This window comes from Desulfitobacterium chlororespirans DSM 11544 (assembly GCF_900143285.1).
GTDB lineage: Bacteria > Bacillota > Desulfitobacteriia > Desulfitobacteriales > Desulfitobacteriaceae > Desulfitobacterium > Desulfitobacterium chlororespirans.
Map to the genome: position 1 here is coordinate 53,705 of NZ_FRDN01000007.1, position 22,275 is coordinate 75,979.

General features: G+C 46.6%; 20 protein-coding genes. 1 reads left to right on the plus strand and 19 read right to left on the minus strand.

Annotated features, from left to right (window positions below):
- Nucleotides 1–11: 11 nt before the first annotated feature.
- The 18 genes from ytvI to BUA14_RS11050 form a co-directional block, all read right to left on the minus strand.
- Nucleotides 12–1,109, minus strand: coding sequence for a sporulation integral membrane protein YtvI (gene ytvI, locus BUA14_RS10960; RefSeq protein WP_072772647.1), 1,098 nt, complete (start codon nucleotides 1,107–1,109; stop codon nucleotides 12–14).
- A 4-nt stretch (nucleotides 1,110–1,113) separates the two neighbouring features.
- Nucleotides 1,114–1,896: a phosphatidate cytidylyltransferase gene (locus tag BUA14_RS10965; RefSeq protein ID WP_005810663.1), complete on the minus strand. Its 783-nt coding sequence runs from the start codon at nucleotides 1,894–1,896 to the stop codon at nucleotides 1,114–1,116.
- Nucleotides 1,897–1,906: 10 nt separating this feature from the next.
- Nucleotides 1,907–2,677: an undecaprenyl pyrophosphate synthase gene (gene uppS / locus BUA14_RS10970; protein WP_005810664.1), complete on the minus strand. Its 771-nt coding sequence runs from the start codon at nucleotides 2,675–2,677 to the stop codon at nucleotides 1,907–1,909.
- Between the two features lie 77 nt (nucleotides 2,678–2,754).
- A complete protein-coding gene (frr, locus tag BUA14_RS10975; RefSeq protein ID WP_015944743.1) occupies nucleotides 2,755–3,312 on the minus strand; it encodes a ribosome recycling factor in 558 nt (185 codons plus the stop codon).
- The gene (gene pyrH, locus BUA14_RS10980; protein ID WP_005810668.1) at nucleotides 3,312–4,034 is read right to left on the minus strand and encodes a UMP kinase; all 723 of its coding nucleotides are present in this window, start codon (nucleotides 4,032–4,034) and stop codon (nucleotides 3,312–3,314) included. The genes frr and pyrH overlap by 1 nt, the downstream gene beginning before the upstream one ends.
- A gap of 117 nt (nucleotides 4,035–4,151) precedes the next feature.
- Nucleotides 4,152–4,805 (minus strand): translation elongation factor Ts, encoded by a 654-nt coding sequence (gene tsf / locus BUA14_RS10985; RefSeq protein ID WP_072772648.1) that lies wholly within the window; start codon nucleotides 4,803–4,805, stop codon nucleotides 4,152–4,154.
- 257 nt (nucleotides 4,806–5,062) lie between these two features.
- Nucleotides 5,063–5,797 carry a 30S ribosomal protein S2 gene (rpsB, locus tag BUA14_RS10990; protein WP_072772649.1) on the minus strand — a complete coding sequence of 245 codons (735 nt, stop codon included), beginning with the start codon at nucleotides 5,795–5,797 and terminating at the stop codon, nucleotides 5,063–5,065.
- Between the two features lie 153 nt (nucleotides 5,798–5,950).
- Nucleotides 5,951–6,394, minus strand: coding sequence for a hypothetical protein (locus BUA14_RS10995; RefSeq protein WP_072772650.1), 444 nt, complete (start codon nucleotides 6,392–6,394; stop codon nucleotides 5,951–5,953).
- Nucleotides 6,395–6,442: 48 nt separating this feature from the next.
- Entirely contained in the window at nucleotides 6,443–7,231 is a 789-nt protein-coding gene (codY, locus tag BUA14_RS11000; protein WP_072772651.1) for a GTP-sensing pleiotropic transcriptional regulator CodY, read from the minus strand.
- A 46-nt stretch (nucleotides 7,232–7,277) separates the two neighbouring features.
- Entirely contained in the window at nucleotides 7,278–8,654 is a 1,377-nt protein-coding gene (gene hslU, locus BUA14_RS11005) for an ATP-dependent protease ATPase subunit HslU (protein WP_072772652.1), read from the minus strand.
- Nucleotides 8,655–8,666: 12 nt separating this feature from the next.
- Nucleotides 8,667–9,197, minus strand: coding sequence for an ATP-dependent protease subunit HslV (hslV, locus tag BUA14_RS11010; RefSeq protein ID WP_005810679.1), 531 nt, complete (start codon nucleotides 9,195–9,197; stop codon nucleotides 8,667–8,669).
- 99 nt (nucleotides 9,198–9,296) lie between these two features.
- Complete coding sequence (gene xerC, locus BUA14_RS11015; RefSeq protein WP_072772653.1) at nucleotides 9,297–10,193, minus strand: tyrosine recombinase XerC; 897 nt, start codon at nucleotides 10,191–10,193, stop codon at nucleotides 9,297–9,299.
- Nucleotides 10,194–11,038: 845 nt separating this feature from the next.
- Entirely contained in the window at nucleotides 11,039–12,352 is a 1,314-nt protein-coding gene (gene trmFO / locus BUA14_RS11025) for a methylenetetrahydrofolate--tRNA-(uracil(54)-C(5))-methyltransferase (FADH(2)-oxidizing) TrmFO (protein WP_072772654.1), read from the minus strand.
- Nucleotide 12,353: 1 nt separating this feature from the next.
- Nucleotides 12,354–14,444 (minus strand): type I DNA topoisomerase, encoded by a 2,091-nt coding sequence (gene topA, locus BUA14_RS11030; RefSeq protein WP_072772655.1) that lies wholly within the window; start codon nucleotides 14,442–14,444, stop codon nucleotides 12,354–12,356.
- 142 nt (nucleotides 14,445–14,586) lie between these two features.
- On the minus strand, nucleotides 14,587–15,756 hold the full coding sequence (dprA, locus tag BUA14_RS11035) for a DNA-processing protein DprA (protein ID WP_072772656.1): 1,170 nt from the start codon (nucleotides 15,754–15,756) through the stop codon (nucleotides 14,587–14,589).
- A 146-nt stretch (nucleotides 15,757–15,902) separates the two neighbouring features.
- Nucleotides 15,903–16,760 carry a non-homologous end joining protein Ku gene (gene ku, locus BUA14_RS11040; RefSeq protein WP_072772657.1) on the minus strand — a complete coding sequence of 286 codons (858 nt, stop codon included), beginning with the start codon at nucleotides 16,758–16,760 and terminating at the stop codon, nucleotides 15,903–15,905.
- 202 nt (nucleotides 16,761–16,962) lie between these two features.
- Nucleotides 16,963–17,514 (minus strand): hypothetical protein, encoded by a 552-nt coding sequence (locus BUA14_RS11045; protein ID WP_072772658.1) that lies wholly within the window; start codon nucleotides 17,512–17,514, stop codon nucleotides 16,963–16,965.
- Nucleotides 17,515–18,027: 513 nt separating this feature from the next.
- On the minus strand, nucleotides 18,028–18,630 hold the full coding sequence (locus BUA14_RS11050) for a DUF3786 domain-containing protein (protein WP_072772659.1): 603 nt from the start codon (nucleotides 18,628–18,630) through the stop codon (nucleotides 18,028–18,030).
- 213 nt (nucleotides 18,631–18,843) lie between these two features.
- Here BUA14_RS11050 and BUA14_RS11060 point away from each other — a divergent pair, with 213 nt between their 5' ends.
- On the plus strand, nucleotides 18,844–21,183 hold the full coding sequence (locus BUA14_RS11060; protein ID WP_072772661.1) for an ABC transporter ATP-binding protein/permease: 2,340 nt from the start codon (nucleotides 18,844–18,846) through the stop codon (nucleotides 21,181–21,183).
- A 67-nt stretch (nucleotides 21,184–21,250) separates the two neighbouring features.
- Here the strand turns inward: BUA14_RS11060 and BUA14_RS11065 are convergent, their stop codons facing one another.
- Entirely contained in the window at nucleotides 21,251–22,081 is an 831-nt protein-coding gene (locus BUA14_RS11065; RefSeq protein WP_072772662.1) for a TIM barrel protein, read from the minus strand.
- Nucleotides 22,082–22,275: the final 194 nt, after the last annotated feature.

A 22,275-nucleotide genomic window follows, 5' to 3' on the forward strand; every position in this document is an offset into this window, starting at 1 on the left:
TCACTACTTTCTTATTTACCAAAAAAGCCTGCTTTTCTTAGGGCTTCATAGATAATCACTAAACCCGGTCCCAAAATCAAACCAAAACCACCCAATAGCTTCAGACCAACATACATGGAAATAATGGTGGCCAAGGGATGGATGCCAATATTTTGGGACATGACTTTAGGTTCAAGGATTTGTCTTATGACAGTAGCTATCAAATATATAATTAAGAGCTTAATGCCCTCAGATACCGAACCCAAAATAAACAAACCAACAATCCATGGTACAAAGATCATCCCTGTGCCAACGATGGGCAATAAATCCAAAAGAGCCGAAATAAACCCAATGGTAAAGGCATAAGGATTACCCATCCATAATAGCCCCACCGTTAAAATAATGCCGGTCACAGAAATAAGTATGGCTTCCGCCCGAACAAATCCAACCACCGCAGCGCCCAAAGCCCGGCTTACGGAATGGGCACTGGGTTTCCACTTCCGAGGCACCAGGTTGCTGAAAAAATTCTTGACCCCCGGATAACTGGCACTCATAAAAAAGGTAGCTACGATAGATACAACTAAGACTATAAAAACTCCCGGCAAAGCAGAAATGAAATTCAAAAGAACCTTACTGCCTGTAAGCGCCCAGCCCTGTAACGAGTCAATAAGCCCTTGAGTAGCATTATTGATGGAAATCTGGATCTGAGGATTGAGTTGGATAAAGTTGTCGACTGTGCCGAGGATGTTGTTAAAAAAGCCCACCACATAGCCGTAGCTGGGAAAAGAATTACCCAGATCGGACAGCTCCGTATAAAGACGGACTACAATCAAAAAGACAATACTGCCAATCCCCAAAATAGCAAGAACTAAGGCTAAAACCGCGGCGATGGGTCTGCTTGTTTTTAATCCCTGCATAAAACGCAGAACCAAAGGTTCCAGCAAAAGAGCAATGAAAAAAGCAATGATGAAGGGTAAAAGCGCAGCAAGGAGTTGACTCATGACCTGGCCGAATACCGGCATAAATTCCATAAAGAAAAAGGTAATGACTTTAAGCAGAACCAAAATAAAGGTAATAACCGCCAGACGATTAATATTTTGTTTAAGCTTCGGTTCCTCTTGAAGATTCATAGAATCACCCCACAATTAGTACCCAATAATACATGATCGGTATCACAAACAAAAGACTGTCAAAGCGGTCGAGGATTCCCCCATGTCCCGGTATAATATTCCCCGAATCCTTGATATTGACACTCCGCTTCAGGGCGGATTCAAAGAGATCGCCAATCTGAGCACTGACAGCTACAACGCCGCTTAAAGCAATGTAGGCTGCCAAGGGAGCGCCGCCGATTATTTGCCAAGCCAGGATACCGCTTAAAATGCAAAAAACCAGCCCCCCTACGGAACCCTCTATGGTCTTTTTGGGACTGACCCGAGGGGCAAGTAAATGCTTCCCCATCACTCTCCCTATAAGGTATGCAAAGGTGTCGGTTGCCCATACCAGAATAAAGGTTAAGATAGCCCATGCTATTCCTTCGGAAAATCCCCGGATCAGATAGAGGTGAGAAAACAGCACCACCGTATAAATGGGAGCAAAGCAATTATACCCCGCTTCCCCCAGACTAACTTTAGGATACCCCAAAGCCGCTCTTCCCATAGCAAACAGCAGCCAGGCGATCATTAAAGGAAAATTCCACTGGATTTCACCAGCAAAAATCAGCACTAGCCATAGCATAGAAAAGATACCGGAACTTATCGTCCATGCTTTAAATCCCAATTTTTGACCAATGGCCAGGGCTTCCTTAAGCGCTATGAGGGAAACCGTCGTCACGAGTAAGGCAGTATATACCCCTCCCAAATACGTTAATCCCAGTAAAACAGGGACTAAAACCAAAGCGCTTAGTGTTCTTGTCAGCATATGATACTCCTTATCGCTTGTTCAACCCGCCGAAACGGCGCTCCCGCTTCTGAAATTCCAGCAGCGCTTCAACCAGTTGATCCGGACTAAAATCAGGCCACAAGCATTCTGTGACAATAATCTCGGTATAAGCAATCTGCCATAATAAAAAATTGCTTACACGCAATTCTCCCGAAGTTCGAATGAGCAAATCCGGATCAGATAATCCTGAAGTAAACAGATGTTGTGAGATCAGTTCACCCGTGATTTCCTCAGGTGTAAGTTCCTTTTTCATGACTTTTTCACAGAGTTGCCGTACTGCACAAGTAATTTCAGCGCGCCCACCGTAATTTAAGGCTAAATTGAGAATAAGTCCCCCATTATTCCCCGTTTTCTTAATAGAGCGCTTTAATTCCTTCTGAGCTTCCAGGGGGAGCTGCTCCATATTGCCAATCATCTGTACACGCACTTTATTATCATGGAGTTCATCCAGCTCACGCCGTAAATAGTCGATCAATAGATTCATAAGAATATTGACTTCTTCTTTAGGCCTACTCCAATTTTCGGTGGAGAAAGCATACACCGTTAAGGCCTCAATGCCAAGATTTGAACAAGCTTTAACGATATCCCTCAGTGCTTCAACGCCAGCCTTATGACCTACAGTTCGGGGTAAGCCACGTTTTTGCGCCCAGCGGCCGTTCCCATCCATAATGATCGCGATATGCCGGGGTAAATTGTCTTTATCCAGCTGATCGGCCAAGGTTTTGCTTTGCTCTTTTTTGTCCCAAAATCTATGCCACATTTCCACACCTCCAATGGGCAGACCTTAGAGAGGGTAAAGACCCCCTTATGTTTAAAGGGGGTCAGATCCACTGAAAATCAAACTTCCATGATTTCCTTTTCTTTCGTACCCATAATACGATCAATTTCTTTGACGAACTTATCCGTCATTTTTTGCACATCATCTTGGGCACGTTTAACTTCATCTTCTGAAGCCGTATGATCTTTTTCCAGTTTCTTCAGTTCGTCATTGGAGTCCCGGCGGATGTTGCGTACGGCAACCCGGGAATCCTCAGCTTTTTTCTTCACAGTTTTGACGATTTCCGTTCTTCGTTCGGCGGTTAACTGAGGTATGAGCAAACGAATGACTGTACCGTCGCTTGAGGGGTTCAATCCTAAATCAGATTTTAAAATCGCTTTCTCAATCATGGGCAGACTGGATTTATCCCAGGGCTGAATCGTCAGCATGCGAGGCTCCGGTACGGAAATATTGGCAAGTTGGTTCACCGGAGTCTGGGTGCCGTAGTACTCCACAGTGATCTTGTCCAACATGTTGGGGTTGGCTCGCCCGGCCCGAATCGTAGCATATTCTCTTTTCAGCGCTTCCACCGCTTTGACCATCCGGTCTTCTGCTTCTTTTAAAACGTCATTAATCATTACTTATCCCTCCCTACATATGTTCCAATGGATTCACCCATAATCCCTTTGCGGATATTACCCTTTTTGTTCAGGTCAAACACGATCAGAGGAATATTGTTGTCCATACACAATGAGGCTGCTGTAGAGTCCATAACTCCCAATCCCTGACTAAGCACATCCAAAAAGGTCAATCTATCGTATTTTTTAGCTTCAGGATTCTTCAAGGGATCGCTGTCATACACTCCATCCACACGTTTAGCCATCAGAATAGCTTCAGCTTCAATCTCCGCCGCCCGCAACGCTGCCGTGGTATCCGTTGAGAAGTAAGGGTTGCCGGTTCCAGCCGCAAAAATAACAACGCGTCCTTTCTCAAGGTGACGGATAGCCCGTCTTCTAATATAGGGTTCTGCCACTTGTCTCATTTCAATAGCGGACAAAACACGGGTGGCCGCACCGGCCTTCTCCATGGCATCCTGCAGCGCTAAAGCGTTCATGACCGTAGCCAGCATTCCCATATAGTCCGCATTGGCCCGATCCATCCCTTGCTTACTCCCCGCGATTCCTCTCCAGATGTTTCCACCACCAACCACTAAGGCCACTTCTACCCCAAGTTTCTGGATTTCAACAACTTGTTCGGCAACGGTTACAAGCATCTCATGGGCAATACCAAAGCCCTGACTCCCAGCTAACGCTTCCCCGCTAAGTTTCAAGATAACCCGGCGATATCGTGGTGTTTCCATTGCTGAACCTCCAAATACATATTTCTACATAACGAAAAATAATCCTCTTCCATATTCAAGTTTATACTTTCTGACGGTGTAAAAAGAGAACACCTAAGTGTCCTCTAATTGCTTACCTTAGCGGTTCATTTCTTTCATAACTTCTGCAGCAAAATCTTCCTCGCGTCTCTCGATACCTTCGCCCATTTCATAACGAGTGAAGCGGCGGATGACGATACGCTCCCCGATCTTAGCCGTTTTTTCAAGCACAAGATCATTAATCGTCTTATCTGGATCTTTAACAAATTCTTGTTCAAGCAAACATACTTCTTTATAAAATTTAGAGATCCTTCCTTCGACCATTTTATCAACGATCTTCTCAGGTTTTCCTTCATTTAAAGCCTGAGCTCTAAGGATATTCTTTTCGTGTTCCAGCTCTTCTTCTGGAACATCGGTTTTCGCAAGGTAGCGGGGCTTGGCCGCAGCAATTTGTAGAGCAATATCTCTGGCAAATTGTTTGAAATCATCCGTATTAGCCACGAAGTCTGTTTCACAGTTGAGCTCAAGCATGACGCCAATTCTTCCGCCGCCATGAATATAAGCTTCAACGATCCCTTCGGCTGCGATGCGTCCTTCTTTTTTGGCTGCAGCAGCGAGACCTTTTTCACGAAGGAAATCAATCGCTTTATCCATATTGCCGCCGACTTCGTTAAGAGCCTTTTTACAATCCATCATTCCTGCTCCGGTACGTTCACGGAGCTCTTTTACTTGAGCTGCAGTTACTTCTGCCATAGTTAAAACCCTCCAAACATATGTATCTATTTCTTAGGACATGATCTTAAAGAAAACCCGGCTTCGCCGAACCTTAAACGCATGCTCGCCAATGAGGCGCAGTCGCTGGTTGCCCTTATGCTTAGAAAGTATATAACGCAAGTTTATACTTTCTGACAGTCTACAGAAAAGGAGCAGGATGAGCATCCGGGAAGCTTAACCAACCCTTCTTCACCCTGCCCCTCTACTTAATCTACATTTACCCGTATGGGGGATAATTATTCAGCAACGACTTCTTCAGCAGTGATCTCTGCTTCTTCAGCCTCATCGCTTCCTTGTTGTCCCTCAATGATGGCATCTGCTATACGGCCTGTTAAAAGCTTTACTGCACGAATGGCGTCATCATTCGCTGGAATGACCACGTCAATCTCATCAGGATCGCAGTTCGTATCCACAATACCAACGATAGGGATGTTCAAGCGGCGGGCTTCAGCCACAGCGATCCGCTCTTTGCGTGGATCCACAATAAATAGGGCATCAGGAAGTTTCTTCATGCTTTTGATTCCGCCTAAGAATCTCTCCAACTTCTCCATTTCATGGCGAAGTGCAGCAACTTCTTTCTTAGGAAGAACTTCGAATACGCCTTCAGCTTCCATCTTTTCCAATTCACGAAGACGGCTAACGCGCTTTTGAATAGTTTGGAAGTTGGTCATCATGCCGCCGAGCCAACGCTCATTGACATAGTACATACCGCAACGTTCAGCTTCTTCTTTCACGGACTCCTGAGCTTGCTTCTTTGTACCGACGAACAAAACCGTACCACCGTCTGCCGCTAAATTCCGCACGTAATTGTAGGCTTCCTCTACCTTTCTTACGGTTTTTTGCAGGTCAATGATATAGATACCATTGCGCTCCGTAAAAATGTAACGAGCCATTTTAGGATTCCAACGACGAGTTTGATGACCGAAGTGAACACCGGCTTCTAGTAATTGCTTCATAGAAATTACAGCCATTGTGTTGCACCTCCTTTCTTGTTTTTTCCTCCGCAGGTTCATCTCTCGGCCAACCCTGGTTTTAGGGAACTCAAGCCTCAATCCCTCTGCGTGTGTATTCATTTCACACTGCGAATAGGATATCACAATTATAACGCTAATGCAACAAAAAGCTTAGGCACGGGAAAAGTTTGTCCGAATCTCATTCTCACTGATGTATTGCTCCAGCTCCGTCATCAATTCAGGGAAAGGAAAATAGAGATCACTAAGATAATAGTCCTGTTTCTTCGTTTTAATCTGAACGATCTCCTTACCTTGTTTGGTGGTGAAGAGAGCAATGCGGCGAATCTCGGCCGGGGAAAGGCTGTGCTCTCCCCGCAGAGAAGCAAAGACCAGTTGATTATCACTGACCCGGAAGTTCTTGCTCCGCCCATAAATCCATATGGCGGCAATTCCCAGAGCCGTGAGTAAATAGATAACCCGCAGCACATTGAATTCTAAAGCCGCTATCTTAAGTCCATAGTGTAAAACAGCTAAAACAAGAGGGGTAATGACCAGATATAGCCCCCCGGGAATCAGCAAAGGCTTCACTTGATAGGAATAAACCTGCTCTTCCATCCAGATCCCTCCACCTTTGTGCTTACACGGAATAAACGAGTTCAGTAATTACTTGTTGTGGCTGATTTTGTCCAACTCCTCGAGGAGATAATCATTTAAGACGCGGATGTAGGTTCCTTTCATCCCTAAGGATTTGGATTCAATCACTCCGGCGGATTCAAATTTTCTTAAGGCGTTGACAATGACGGAACGGGTAATTCCCACCCGGTCGGCGATCTTGCTGGCCACCAGTAAGCCGTCTCCGCCGCCTAATTCAGCAAAGATATGCTCCACTGCTTCCAATTCGGAATAAGATAAAGTCCCTACAGCAATTTGGACAGCCGCTTTCTTACGCGCTTCTTCCTCCGCCCGCTCAGCTTTAATGCGCAGAATTTCCATACCGACCACTGTCGCTCCGTATTCAGCAAGAATTAAGTCCGCTTCGCTGAAATCCTGATCGAATTTTGCCAATACCAAGGTCCCCACCCGTTCTCCACCGCCGAGAATCGGAAGAATCGTCGTGATTTTATTATTGAAATGGCATCGCTCTTTTTCGTTAAAGACGCAGCCGTTGGCTACTTGAGTGGTATTGGATCGGGTTTCCGTGACCTTTAATAATCCTTCATTATAACTTTCCGGGAACCGCTCGGTATGAACGACGATGTCTTCCATGGTGTTGCAGCCAAAATTCTGCATAAAGCTATAGCCTAAAATTTTACCGCGACGTCCTACAATATAGCAATTGGACTGAATGGATTCACTTAGCACATTGGCCATTTCGTCGAAATCTACGGAATGTCCGGCAGCTTTCTGAATTAATTTACTAATCGCTCTTGTTTTTTCCAATAAGCTTTTCATGGTGAAAATTCCTCCTATTATTTAAAAACGCTGATTCGAATTCCTGTTAAAGGATATACCTGGAAAGATCCTGGTTCCTCACGATATTGCCAAGTCGGTGCTGGATATATTCCCGATTAATCGTGACCGTATAATCTTCCGGCAGCTCCGAGGCTTCAAAGGACAATTCCTCCAAAACTCTTTCCACGATAGTATGCAGCCTTCTGGCCCCGATGTTTTCCGTGTTGGAATTCACCTCATAGGCAACTTTTGCTAATTCATCAATAGCATTCTCTGTAAACTCGACCTTTATCCCCTCGGTTTCCAGCAAGGCGCTGTACTGTTTAATCAATGAGGATTGAGGTTCAGTCAAAATCCGTTTGAAATCCTCAATGCTCAGAGATTCCAGTTCAACCCGAATGGGAAAGCGTCCCTGGAGTTCGGGAATAAGGTCTGATGGCTTGGCCACATGGAAAGCACCAGCCGCAATAAACAGGATGTGATCTGTCTTTACAGGTCCGTATTTTGTATTAATGGTAGAGCCTTCGACAATGGGCAGTATGTCCCTTTGGACACCTCCCCTGGATACATCGGGACCGGAGGCTCCATCTCTTCCGGCAATCTTATCGATTTCGTCGAGGAAAACCATCCCTTCCTGTTCCGCTCGGCGAATTGCTTCTTGAACCGCTTCATCATGATCAATGAGCTTCTGGGCTTCTTCAGTGGTTAAGATACGGCGGGCCTCGCTGACTGTGACTTTGCGTTTATGCCGCTTTTTAGGAAGCATGCCTGCCATCATATCCTGGAGATTCGTATTGATCTCCATGCCGGTTCCTAAGAAATCAGGGAGAAGGGGTTGATTGTCCTCTACCTCCACCTCGATGACTTGATCATCAAGTTCTCTGCGGTGCAAGCGTTCTCGAATAAATGACCTATCCCTTTCAATCTCAGGAGTTACCGTCTCCTCCTTTTCCTGGCCTTGATTAAACAAGAACTGAAAAGGGTTTGACGAATTATTTTCTTGACGCTTCCCCGGAACGAGTAAGGCTTCAAGGCGTTTTTCCGCAGCCTGTGCAGCCTGAATCTCCACTTCTTCCATCTTCTCCGCCTTAACCATGCGCAAGGAAATTTCAACTAAATCACGGACGATGGATTCAACATCTCTTCCCACATAGCCCACTTCAGTGAACTTTGTGGCTTCCACTTTAAGAAAAGGTGCTCGCACCAGTTTGGCCAGACGTCTGGCAATCTCAGTTTTCCCAACGCCTGTGGGGCCAATCATCAGAATATTCTTCGGGAGAACTTCCTCCTGCATCCCTTCGGGGAGTAAGGATCTTCTGTAGCGATTACGGAGTGCTATGGCTACTGCCCGCTTAGCTTGGTTCTGACCTACGATGTATCGATCTAATTCCCGGACAGTTTCCCGTGGTGTTAGTTGTTCCATTGGCTCCCCTCCTTACAATTCTTCAACAATAATTTGGTCATTGGTATAGACACAAATGGATGAAGCGACCTCCATAGCCTCTTGAACAAGCTGTGCAGGTTGGAGATCTGTATTTTTAACCAATGCCCGGGCTGCTGCTAAAGCATAGTTGCCACCGGAGCCAATCGCTGCTATTCCATCGTCAGGTTCGATAACCTCACCGGAGCCGGAAATTAAGAGCATGCTTTGCTTATCTGCTACAATGAGCAGGGCTTCAAGATTGCGAAGTGCTTTATCCATCCGCCAGTCTTTAGCAAGCTCTACCGCAGCTCGTTGGAGATTCCCTTGGTATTCCTCAAGCTTATTTTCAAACTTCTCGAAGAGGGTAAAAGCATCGGCAACAGAACCGGCAAATCCTGCAAGAACCTTGCCATGGAATAGTCGGCGCACTTTTCTTGCTTTATGCTTCATCACCGTAGCCTGACCCATGGTCACCTGGCCATCGCCAGCCATTGCCACTTGATCACCCTTTTTTACAGCAACTATAGTCGTTGCGTGAAACATGGGAATACCTCCTTATATCGGCAGTTTACAGAATTATTGGGTAAGTGTCAAGGGAAATTGTATACAATTGTTGTCTTTTTGTGAAAACTTACGAATTCTTCACATTTTCTTAGCACGGGGATGATTTTGTTCATAAACCTCCCGCAAACGCTCCTTGGTTAGATGAGTGTAAATCTGGGTAGAGGAAAGCTTGGCATGCCCCAAAAGCTCCTGAACACTGCGGAGATCGGCTCCGCCATCAAGCAAGTGGGTGGCAAAGGAGTGGCGAAGCATGTGGGGATGAAGGTGTTGGGATAATCCAGCCTCCAAAGCCAATCCATCAAGAATTCGACGTATAGAACGAACGGAGAGCCTTGTGCCCTGATAGTTCAAAAGCAATGCCTCTTGTTTATCTTCTCTCATCGCCAGATACTTGCGGGCGGCTTCCAGGGCGTAATTTGTTAAAGGAACGATTCTCTCTTTATTTCCTTTGCCGCGAACCCGCAGCAGGGAAGTCCCCTCATCAATATCCTGGCGATTAAGATCGGCCAGCTCACTGACCCGTAAACCCGAGCCGTAGAGCAATTCCAGGATCATTTGGTCCCGTGCTCCCAGCAGTGTGGCACAATCAGGAGTGCGAATTAATCGATCCAGTTCCTCCAGGGAGAGAAAGTGGGGAAGCTTTCTGCCCAGTTTAGGGGTGGCTATGCGCTGAATGGGGTTTTTCTGCAGGATCCCCTCCCGACAAAGGAACTTAAAAAAGGCTCTCAAGGCAGAAAGTTTGCGAGCCATGCTTTTTCTCTCCAGACCCCGATCCGTCATTTCACCGAGGAAACTGCGCACGATATAGATATCCACTTGATCAACGGTCACTTTTTCCGGCTCTTCTCCCAGCTCCCGGGCAGCAAACTCAAAGAATTGGATGAGATCCTTATGATAAGCCATGAGGGTATGCTGGGAGCGGTTTTGGGTTTTTAGGTGACCGTCAAATAGGCTAAGGGCATGATCGGCTTGCATGGTGGTGTTTTCACCTCGGTTTGTTTAGTCTTTTATCTATAGCAGTCTGGGTCGCGTAGCTTATTGTCTGGGTTGCGTAGCTTTACGCACAACGGACCTTCGGGCGTGAGCTCCTGAAACCCTCCACCGGAGGCTTTCTTAATCGGAGGCTCACGTTCTCCATAGCTCCGAGGCTGGTAAACTCGTTTTCTTAACAGCATCTGCGGCGGATGAGCATGCTTTTGAGTGTGCCGCCTTGAGCGAAACTGTCCACCGGACACTTTCGTCACCAAACCCCGCTGCTTACTGCATGTTAACCGTGGCTCCGCTACGTTAAGAAAGCTTTGTTTACCCGACCGCCCCTCCGCTAAATCCGTTCCCTTTTGTGCGTAAAGCTACTGCTTGCAGGTCTTTTTAGCACTTCTTTCGAGACTCATGCAAGTCTTTTCTGTGGTCATCTCCACGGCTATCTCTTGAGCTTTTCCCGGAGAGGGAGCCAACATACTGCTACCGCTACTGTCGCCGACCTTGCCGCCCCAAGCGGCATCGGCAAAGACGGAAAAAATGACTCAGGTCAAGCCAAGCAGCTTATCCCTTACTTCCCTCAAAACCCTGCATGCACAACTTAAAAAACAACCCAAGGATTTTGATTTACAGAAGGGAAGCGATTTTAAGCGAGCGGAAACAAAACTTCGCGAAAAGCCTGCAGCGGAGCCGGGTTGGAAACAGGACGTTTCCAACCCGCCATTGAGCAGGAGCGATTTGGCGGGGCACCCGGCGGAGCGGAGGGCTTTGAGCGTTAGTTTTGTCCGCGCAGCTTATGGAGCGACCGCTGTAAAGCAAAATCCTGGAGAGTCTGCTTTCGTTTAATCCAGCCCCTCAGCAGCTTTAAACTCCTCCAGCTTCGCCAGAGCCCGCGCGGATATTTTGGCGTTTTTCTCCTTTTTCGCTTTGATACGGACTTCCAGCGGAGGAAGGAGGCCGTAGTTGATGCTCATCGGCTGGAAATCCACGCTGGGGGATCCTTCTAAATGACGGGCTAAAGCACCCAGGGCTGTATCTTGGGGGAAAATGAGGGTGGGCAGATTCCTGAGGCGTCGAACGGCATTGAGCCCTGCCACTAACCCGCTGGCCGTGGATTCCACATACCCTTCTACTCCGGTGATTTGACCGGCAAAAAAGAGCTGCGGTGTTTTTTGAAGGCTGTAGTCAGCTTTTAATACCTTAGGGGCGTTTAAGAAGGTATTGCGATGCATGACTCCGAAACGGACGAATTCAGCATTTTCCAAGCCCGGGATGAGACGGAAAACCCGCTGTTGCTCTCCCCATTTGAGATGGGTTTGGAATCCTACCAGGTTAAAGAGGGTCCCCGCCCGGTTTTCTTTGCGGAGTTGGACAACGGCATAAGAGCGTTGGCCTGTGCGTGCATCAATAAGACCGACAGGTTTCAGGGGGCCAAAAGTCAGGGTTTGCTCTCCCCGGGCTGCCATGACTTCCACGGGCATACAGCCTTCGAAGACTTTCCCTTTTTCAAAGCCTTTCACTTCAGCTGTCTCGGCTTTAAGCAGCTCATAATAAAACCGCTTATACTCTTCTTCAGTCATGGGACAATTCAGGTAATCAGGGTCCCCCTTATCATAACGGGAAGCCCAGAAGGCTTTTTCCATATTAATCGATTCCAAAGTAACGATGGGGGCTGCGGCATCATAAAAAGCAAGGGCATCCTCACCTGTCACCTTCTGAATCTCCATAGCTAAGTCCTCCGAGGTCAACGGCCCTGTGGCGATCACAGCAATACCCGCTTGGGGAAGGGACTTAACTTCTTCCCGGTGAACCTGGATCAAGGGGTGCTCTTGGAGCAGTTTGGTTACTTCCTGAGAAAACTGCTCACGATCAACAGCTAAAGCGCCTCCTGCCGGCACGGCATACTGGTCCGCCACTCTCATGAGCAATGAATCCAGTCGGCGCATCTCTTCTTTCAACAGCCCCGCCGCATTATCCAATCCTGCTCCTTTAAGGGAGTTACTGCAAACCAATTCGGCAAAATGGCCGGTATGGTGAGCCGGTGTCATTTGCACCGGCCTCATCTCATAAAGCTCAACTTCTATTCCTTGCCGGGCAATCTGCCAAGCGGCTTCCGCCCCGGCCAGACCTGCTCCGATCACTTTAATGGCTGACATATTATTCTGCTTGCTCCTCTACTTGCTTGTCAAAACGGCATTCGGAATTGGTGCAGACATATTTTTGCCCTTGCTTTGAAGTCTTAACCACCATTAATCCTCCGCATTTCGGGCAGGGCTCCGGTGCCGGCAACTCCCACGAAACAAACTCACATTCCGGATAAGTGCTGCATCCATAGAACTTTCTGCCCTTCTTGCTGCGTCGGATCACCAGCGGGTTCCCGCAATCAGGACAGGGCCTTCCCACCTCTTCGAGCAGAGGTTTGGTGTTACGGCATTCAGGGAAACCCGGACAGGCCAGGAACTTACCATAGCGTCCCATTTTGATCACCATATTACGGCCGCAGTTTTCACAGATTTCTTCCGATACCTTATCTTCGATCTGTACCTTACCCATCACCTGATCCGCTTCCTCTATGGATTCCGCAAAGGGGCCATAGAAATCCCGAATGACGGCTTTCCAGGGTAAAGCTCCTTCTTCAATATCATCCAGCCTTTTCTCCATATTAGCTGTGAATTCCAGATCCACGATCTCCGGAAAATACTCTTTGAGAATGGAGACGACGATTTCTCCCAATTCAGTGGGAGAAAGCTGTTTTCCTTCCTTAGCCACATAGCCCCGGGATTGAATGGTTTCGATAGTCGGAGCATAGGTACTGGGCCGGCCAATTCCCTCCTCCTCCATTTTGCGCACCAAAGAGGCTTCTGTATACTTGGGAGGCGGTTCTGTAAAATGCTGCTTCTCTTGGAGCTGAAGGGCATTGAGACTTTCATGGGGTTGAATATTGGCCGCCAGGGTCCCTTCTTCCTGATCATCATTCTCGTCCTGCCCATCTTCATAAACGGCAAGATACCCGGGGAAACGCACGGTGGAAGCGTTAGCACGAAATAAGTACTCCCCGGCCTCGACTTCAACAGTTAACGTATCAAGAACAGCCGCACTCATTTGGCTGGCCAGGAAACGCTCCCAGACTAACCGATAAAGACGCAGCTGATCCCTGGACAAGAACTCCTTCACGGAGTCCGGTGTTCTTAATATGGAAGTAGGGCGAACGGCCTCATGAGCCTCTTGAGCCCGGCCTTTGCTTTTAAATTGACGGGGTTCCGGAGGATAATAATCCGCCCCATAATGCTCGACAATAAAATCCTTGGCTTCCCCTTGGGCACTCTCCGAAATTCTTACCGAGTCGGTACGCATATAGGTAATTAAACCAATGCCTCCCGCCTTACCCAGCTCTATCCCTTCATAGAGCTGTTGGGCCAGCATCATGGTCCTTTTCGGTGACATATTCAGCTTGCGATGAGCTTCCTGTTGCAGGCTGCTGGTGGTAAAGGGTGGTGAAGGTTGTTTCTTTTTCTCCTTGGTACGGACATCTTTAACCCGGTAAGCCTGATCCGCCAGCTCTTGAAGAACCTTCTTCATCTCTTCTTCCGAAGCAATGGCAATCCTGTGCTCCCCTTTCCTAGCGAGCTTAGCCGAAAATACCCCTCCCTCACTTTTCAAGGAAGCGGTCAACGTCCAGTACTCTTCCGGGATAAACTCCCGAATCTCTTCTTCCCGATCACAGATTAAACGAACAGCAACCGATTGAACCCGGCCGGCACTTAAGCCCTTTTTCACTTTTCTCCAAAGGAACGGACTCAGCTGGTACCCCACCAAACGATCCAAGACGCGACGGGCTTGTTGGGCATCCACTTTACTGGAATCGATCTGACGGGGGTGTTTGATGGCAGCCGTAATGGCCGGTTTGGTAATCTCATGGAATTCAATGCGGCACTTCTCCGATAGATCCAAACCGAGCAGATGGCCTAAATGCCAGGCAATGGCTTCCCCCTCGCGGTCGGGGTCAGAGGCCAGGAGAATTTTATTGGCGGTCTTCGCGGCAGCCCGCAGCTCTTTAATTAAATCCCCGCGTCCACGAATAGCTATATATTTGGGTTCAAAGTCTTTGTCTACGTCAACTCCCATTTGGCTTTTAGGTAAATCCCGCAAATGTCCCATGGACGCTTTGACCGTATAATTATTGCTTAAAAATTTGCTTATGGATTTAGCCTTAGCCGGAGATTCAACGATCACGAGTGTTTTAGCCATACATCACCTCAAGAAATCTCAAACGTCTTATTTTACTTTCCTATTGTATATCACAAGCCTAAATCTTCAAAATTTTGAATATCTGCAGCTTGAAGGGTTACAAATAAACTAGCCTAATATTATCTTCTTTTCCATAGTATGTCTAGCACTTATACGCTAATACATAAAGTTGGCCGGGAAGTTGCTCGATGCGGCCGGCAAGCTGGAGCTCAAGCAATGCCAAGGGAATTTGCTCAGGAGGAACCTCTGAGTTCATCGTAATCTGATCAATATGGGTAGGGACATCACTCAATTGGTTCAGAATGTGCTGCTGGTCGCTGCTTATTTCCCGTTTGCCTTCTTGCTTTCCGCTCTCCGCTGACTCCGTACCCTGGTCTGAAGATTGGGGGGACAGATGACCAACTCCGGCAAAAGCAGGAATCTCAACACATATATCTTCAAAGCTCTCTGCCAGCTTGGCACCTTGCCGGATCAGATGATGAGGGCCTTTACTCATCTGACTAAAAATGGGTCCAGGCACTGCAAAAACTTCACGGCCTTGCTCCAGGGCGAAATCCACAGTGATCAATGCTCCACTTTTCAGGGCGGCCTCCACAACGACGACACCTCTGGACATCCCGCTGATTAAACGATTGCGTGCCGGAAAGAATTGGGGTTCCGGAGGCATTCCCGGAGGAAATTCGCTCCATAGAGCACCTCCCTTGGCCAGGATTTCCTCGGCGAGCTTTTGATTTTCCGGTGGATACATATGATTCAGCCCACAGCCCATGACCGCCCAGGTTATTCCCTTACCAGCCAGTGCTCCCCGATGAGCAGCTGCATCGATACCCCTGGCTAACCCGCTCACCACCACAATCCCCTGGCCGGCGATGTCTTGGGCCAGCGCTTCAGCTGCAGCTCTTCCGTAAGGAGTAGCTTTACGAGCCCCCACAATGGCCAGACATTCTGGCCTGCTCGGCAAAGCTCCTTTGTAATAGAGCAGCGGCGGAGCATCCGGCAACTGACGCAGCAAATCCGGATAACCCTCTTCTTCGGGAATGATCAACTTGATGCCTTGACTTTGTAAGGTTTCCCGAATATCCCCAGGATTGATTTCTTTGCACTTTTGCGCAATCTGCTGCTGCCAACGCTCTTCTTGAGCGTGTTGACTCCCTTCGCTTTGCTGCAAAGCGTTTACGGCGCTTCCGTAGCGGGCAATCAGATGGCGCAGCTTGCTGTTTCCTACGCCCCGTATAGTATGTATCACAGCTCGCATAAGCTTTTCTTCTATTAATGTGTCCTTTATTGCTCCTTTTAAACTCTCTTTATTCATAGATCAACCCTCCCCCGTCCATCAATTCGCGACTTTGGGGATTTTTTCCTGCGTCGAGCTATGTCGAATTTTATACTATTACTAAAAATAATGATGTATTCTCTGAAAATCGTTTTTTTCCTGCCTGTCTTTTCTTCAAATCCAAATTATGCTTCTTTTACCTTGCGTCGTCTCCGGGGAGTTAATGTGGATTTCGTTGGCTTTTCCTCCGTTTCCGAATCTGTTGTATTTTGCTTCTTTTTCTGATCGGTCATGGCGATGCTGGCCCGTAAAGCTTCCATTAAATCCACGACTTTTCCCGGCTCCGGCGCAGCGGCAACCCGATAAGTTTCTCCGGAGACCTTCTTCTCGATGAGCTCTTTTACTTGTTCCCGTAATTCATCCCGATATTTCTCCGGTGCAAAAGGTGCTGCCAGATTCTCAATGAGCTGACGGGCCATAGCAATTTCTGTGTCTGTAGGGGATACATTATCCCAGCTTGCCTCCAGGTGTCTGATTTCTGCCGGATAGTACATCGTTTCTAGGACCATAATGCTCTGATCAATAATCCTAAGACAGGCCAAGTGTTGCTTGGAGCGCATAGTTAGTTTGGCTATAGCGACTTTTCCGGTATCGGACATAGCTTGACAAAGCAGCTTATAGGCTTTATGAGCCGCCTCTTCCGGGCTTAAATAATAGGATTTTTGATAATAGATCGGATCAATATCACTGAGATCGATAAAATCCAATATATCAATGGAACGGCTCAGGGGAGCCTCCAGAGAGGCTAAATCTTCCTCCTCCATAATGACATAATGGTCTTTCTCATATTCATAACCTTTAATTATATTTTCAGCAGCCACTTCTACTTCACAATGGGGGCATTTCTTTATATAGCGAAGTCGATTATGACAGTCTTTATGTAAATAATTAAAGTGAAATTCATGAGTTTCTGTAGCAGCATGCATTTTGACCGGAACATTGACTAAGCCGAAACTGATTGAACCTTTCCATACGGTATGCATCAAATACACCTCCTCAAGCTTTATTGTAAACCAGAGCTTAAAGTTCATTCGATGTTATTGACTTAGATTATTGGCATCCTCTCCATTAAGAGTCATCGCTTCCTTATTAAGGGATTAAAAAAAGAGCGCCCTATACTACCTTCTCAGGTAGCGGGCACTCTTTTACTATTGAAGATCTCTAATATTTTAATAGTAAGTTAAATTATTTGGCAGCTTTTGCGGCGTTAACTACAGCTTTGATGTAGCCGGCAGTGTCAGCTAAAGTAGAACCGGTTACAGTGTCAACAGGCATCTTTTCTGCAGGAGTAGAAGAAAGAATTCCTTCCAATTCGGAAATAGTTTTTCCTTCGCAGAATTCGACAATAGCGTTGAAGTTGTCAACATAGGCAACAGTAGATCCTGCTTTTTCCTTCATGTTTTTGCTGTAGTACTCATTGTTGTCAATTTTGGAAGCAAGAACTTGAGCAGGATCCTTATAGTTCTTGGCAGCCAGGCCTTCTGTATTGGCAAGACCTTTAGCTTGATCAGCAGGCATAAACTGGTACTCGTCAAGTGATACACCAACGATCTTGTCCCCTTGAACTGCAACGACAGCAACGGCTACTGCATTGGTACCATGAGCGGCAGCATCAACGCGGCCCATCTTAATCGGTTCCGGAGTCGAGGCAGCAGTAGCTGCAGGAGCCTGGCTCGAACAACCAGCGAGCCCAACGATTAACCCTAAAGAAAGCACAACACCCAAAATCTTTTTCATCTCTTCTTTTCCTCCCTAATCTTGAGAACTTGTTATTTTTTACGTTTTAGCTTTAATTAAAAAGCTAAAAATTACACTAATTGAAAAGCCTCCTACTGAAGAAATACCTCTTCTGCCCTATGACCCAGAACGAGTCTATCTGTGAAAATAAATCTTTTAACGAAAACACTGAAAATACAAATCATTGCATAGCTAACTATTGCTTATTCAATATTTGCATTAACTACATTTGTCACAACAAGTATCTGGCCAAAAAAAACACTTGTTAGACAAAATTCTGCCATACAAGCTCCATAGATTTTCATAATCCGGACTACATTTGCAATTATATAAGCTTGTTAAATCTATGTCAAGGCCTTAATTCAATATTTTTAATAAAAATAATTATCATTTAACCCATTGGTTTACTTATTGCTTTTCAGGGATATCTGATGTGATTTTCCTTAATCTCAGCTTTAGGTTTTTTCAGCGCTTCCCCAGCCATGATCTGAATAATTTTTAGCCGCATCCGGCTCATTGAGATGCTAACTTACGCAAAGCGAACACTACCTGGCTGGCTAAGACTGCATAGTCTTCTGTGGGGAGAATCGTGCCGGCCGAGGAATCAAAAAGAATATTACCGGTGGCCGGAAACTCATCATCAGCCTCCCAGATCACCAAGGTTATGGGCACCTTGGGGAATACACTGAGAACCACGGCAGCATCGCCCAGGGAAACGACTTCCCCTCCCAAAGTGCCGGCCGCCTGAATAAGATTTGACCGTTGGGAACCAAAGGTTTTAACCAAAGGATTAATGGCGCGGTTGGTAAAGGGTTGTATATAGATACTTCCCCCCGGCAGTTCTTTGTAAGATATTAATTGCCCGGTCTGCATAGCGGGCGAGCGGTTCACTAAATAATGAAGTATCAGTATCTGAGTGGGAATAGAAATCTCTTCATTCAGTGTTGTCTCAACAAAAAATTGACCGGATGGATAGTCAACATCAAATCTTCGACCCAGGAATTCTATCTTGATCCTATTCCCATCGATGGGGTAACCGGAGTACTCTGATATTTCCTCAAGGGTTGCCTGGCGAAACTTCTCAAGAGCAACATCATGAGCTGCTGAATAATTCATTTCTCATCCTCCCTAAAGTCAACTTGCTTTTTCATGCCTCGGCACATTCCTAAATTGTTTCCCAATTCCTTGTATATTCTTTTCAGACTTTTGTTTTTCCTCCTTATCCGTAAAGAAACTTGGCCTGCCCCTGCATTAAAACCATCAGTAAAAGAGAAAATACCCAGGAGACCCATTATGTATACGCTTAGGGTATACTCTCAGGAGGCTGTCATGCTTGAGCTTAAAGACATTAAAAAGACCTATCGGGTAGGGGATATCGAAACGAAGGCTCTTGATGGTATCAACCTTTCCTTTCGGGATAAAGAGTTTGTGGCTATATTGGGTACCAGCGGCTCCGGAAAGACCACCTGCTTAAACATGATCGGCGGACTGGATCATTACGATTCAGGAGACTTGATTATCAAAGGAAAAAGCACCAAAGCCTTTAAAGAGTATGAATGGGATGCCTATCGCAATAACTCGGTGGGCTTTGTTTTCCAAAGCTATAATTTAATTTCTCATATCAGTATCGTGGCCAATGTGGAAATGGGGATGACTTTGAGCGGTGTTTCCAAACAGGCCAAACGTCAAAAGGCCTTGGACATTCTGGAAAAAGTCGGACTCAAAGAGCATCTGCATAAAAAACCCAATCAACTGTCCGGGGGACAGATGCAAAGGGTTGCCATAGCACGAGCTCTTGCCAATGATCCGGAAATTCTTTTATGCGATGAACCCACGGGAGCCTTGGATAGCACTACCAGTGTTCAGATTATGGATCTGATCAAAGGAGTGTCCAAGGATCGGCTGGTGATTATGGTTACCCACAATCCTCAGCTGGCCAAAACCTACGCAGAACGCATTATCCGCTTTTCCGACGGCAAGATTATTGACGATACCAACCCTTATGGCGCCCCCTCCCAACCCGAGTACTTTCACCTCAAGAAAACAGGAATGAGCTTTTTGACCGCCCTTAACTTATCCTTCCGAAATCTATGGACCAAAAAAGGGCGAACCTTTCTCACTGCCCTTGCTTCCAGTATCGGTATTATCGGGATTGCTGTCATTTTAAGCTTATCCACAGGCTTTCGTGCCGAGATTGATGAATTTCAATTCGATGCCATGGCTGAGTTTCCGATCATTATCTCTCAGGAAACTCAACAGATGAATGCCAACGATCTGAACAATATGACCCTGGAAATTCGGGATCGGATTTATGGTACCCCTGCCGCTTCCACTGCTCATGAAATTGTGATCGTCGATTCCGCTAAAAACGTTATTACTCATAAAAACGATCTTTCTCAAGAGTTTATCGACTACTTAGAGCATGTCTCCCCGGATATTGTGGGCAGTATTGGCTATACCCGGGTGGTCCAGATGAACCTCTTACGGAAGACTGACAATAACTACCTTCCCATCACTCTGAGCAATGGACCTCCCTCAGGTAATATGACCTCCTCAAGTTCAGTAGGTTTGTCCTCTTTTCCCAGTGCTGTTTCCGGAAATAATAGTTACCTGGCAGACAATTATGAATTACTGGCCGGTGACTATCCCCGGCAACTTACGGACGTGGTCCTGGTATTGAATAATCAAAATCAAATCGAAAAGGGAACCCTGGGGGCTTTAGGGTTTACAGTAGAAGGCAGTGACCGTATCGCCTTCTCCGCTGTTGTGGGAACGGAGTATAGAGTGATCCATAATAACGACTTTTACACGAAAACCTCCTTCGGAACTTATCTCCCGGCCAATAATTATCAGAAAAACTATACCTCTGAACATGGTTTTACCATCAGGATTTCCGGTGTGGTTCGGCCTAAAGCCGGAACCAGTATGTCTATGCTGGCATCCGGGATCGCTTATGATGATCGGCTGTCGCAAAAAGTTATTGATAACGCTATGGATTCCGATATTGTGATCGCCCAGCGGGATGCTGATTATCATGTTTTAACCAGGGAAAAAATCGACGCAAACACTAAAGAACTTCTGCTCGCTTATTTAGGGGGTGATCCTTCACCCTATATGGTCATGGTTTTTCCTAAGGATTTTGACGCCAAGGACGAAGTCATCAACTATATTGAGCATTATAATGTGGGCAAAGCTGAAGAGGATGTCATCACCTTTACCGATTTGGCCGGGACCCTTTCCAGTCTGACGAAAGGAATTATGGATGGCATCACCCTGGTCCTGATCGCCTTTGCCGCTATTTCTTTGGTGGTCAGTATGATTATGATCAGCATCATTACCTATACCAGTGTTTTGGAACGGACCAAAGAAATCGGTATTTTAAAAGCACTGGGGGCCAGAAAAAAGGATATTACCAGAGTGTTTGATGCCGAAACCTTTATTCTCGGGGTTTTTTCCGGTGTGCTCGGCATTGTGGTAGCCTGGTCCTGCACCTTCCCCATCAATCAAGCCATCAATAAGTCGACCGGCCTCACCAATGCCTCCCATTTAAGGCTGGATCATGCTGTTCTCTTAGTCATCCTCAGCACCGTCATAACCGTATTAGGGGGCCACATCCCCGCCCGGCTGGCCTCCAAAAAGGATGCCGTGGAAGCCTTGCGCACAGAATAACCAAACTAGCCTGATAGACTCTTAGATTCGGTTTAACTTCTTTTATCTCTTTATAAAGCCATAGTGATTAAGCCATAGTGCGGTAAGTCGTTTGCAGAAGAAGGGCATCTTCTTCAAGATTGGGACTTTCACAAATCACCAATCCTTCCACACCGAAGGTGTGAAAGGCTTTCATTAGCTCTGGATAGCGCAAATCGGATTGTTCAAGTATAAGGTGCTTTTTCTCCCCTTTAACACCATAATCGATCCCGGAGACATGAAAGTGAACATGCTTAACCCAGCGATCCCCCAGGGATTCCGCCGCAGCCTCCAGGACTTGACAGAATTCATCGTAGGTATTGATCCTCCCATTGCTGCGGGCATGCAGATGACTGATATCAATACAGGGCAAAACCCCTGGAACTGCTTGCGCCAGGGTCAGAACCTCCTGAAGAGTGCCCAGTTGTGAGGGCTTCCCCGTGGTCTCCGGCCGTAATATGACATCATTTCCTTCTGCATCCAGAATCTCCCGAACCTTCATGAGTTCCCCAGCGGTTCTTACCAGGACAACCTGGGGATCATCCTGATGATAAAAGGCAGGATGGAATATTACACTCTTAACACCTAAGATTTTACTGATGCGTGCACTATGCAAAAGGCGCTCACGGCTGGCTGCTACTTTCTCAGGTTCCTGAGAATTAAAGTTAATCCAATAAGGACCATGACAGCTTAGGGCAACCTTCTCTTCCACAGCTATTTGGGCAATTTTTTGGGCCTTTTCTTCTCCCATGCGGACCCCTTGGACAAACTCTACTTCCATGGCGTCCAGCTGAAGCTCCCGGACACGCTTGACCCCTGCTTCTGTGGAACGCTCTTTGGCCGATAAAGGAACCCCGGCCGTCCCGAATAAAAGCGGCACATCCCTTCCCCCTTTTTGTTGCTTTATTTTTTGTTAGGCTGAATTGGGTCTATCATAACAGTTTTTCCGGCTTTCATCTAATTATTTATCCCTTATCCGAGCTAAGGAGATCTAAGAAGATCTAAGAACAACTCTTTCCTCACACATAAAGTTCAGGGAAGCGATGCAAACTAGTGTTACTTGCTTAAATGGCA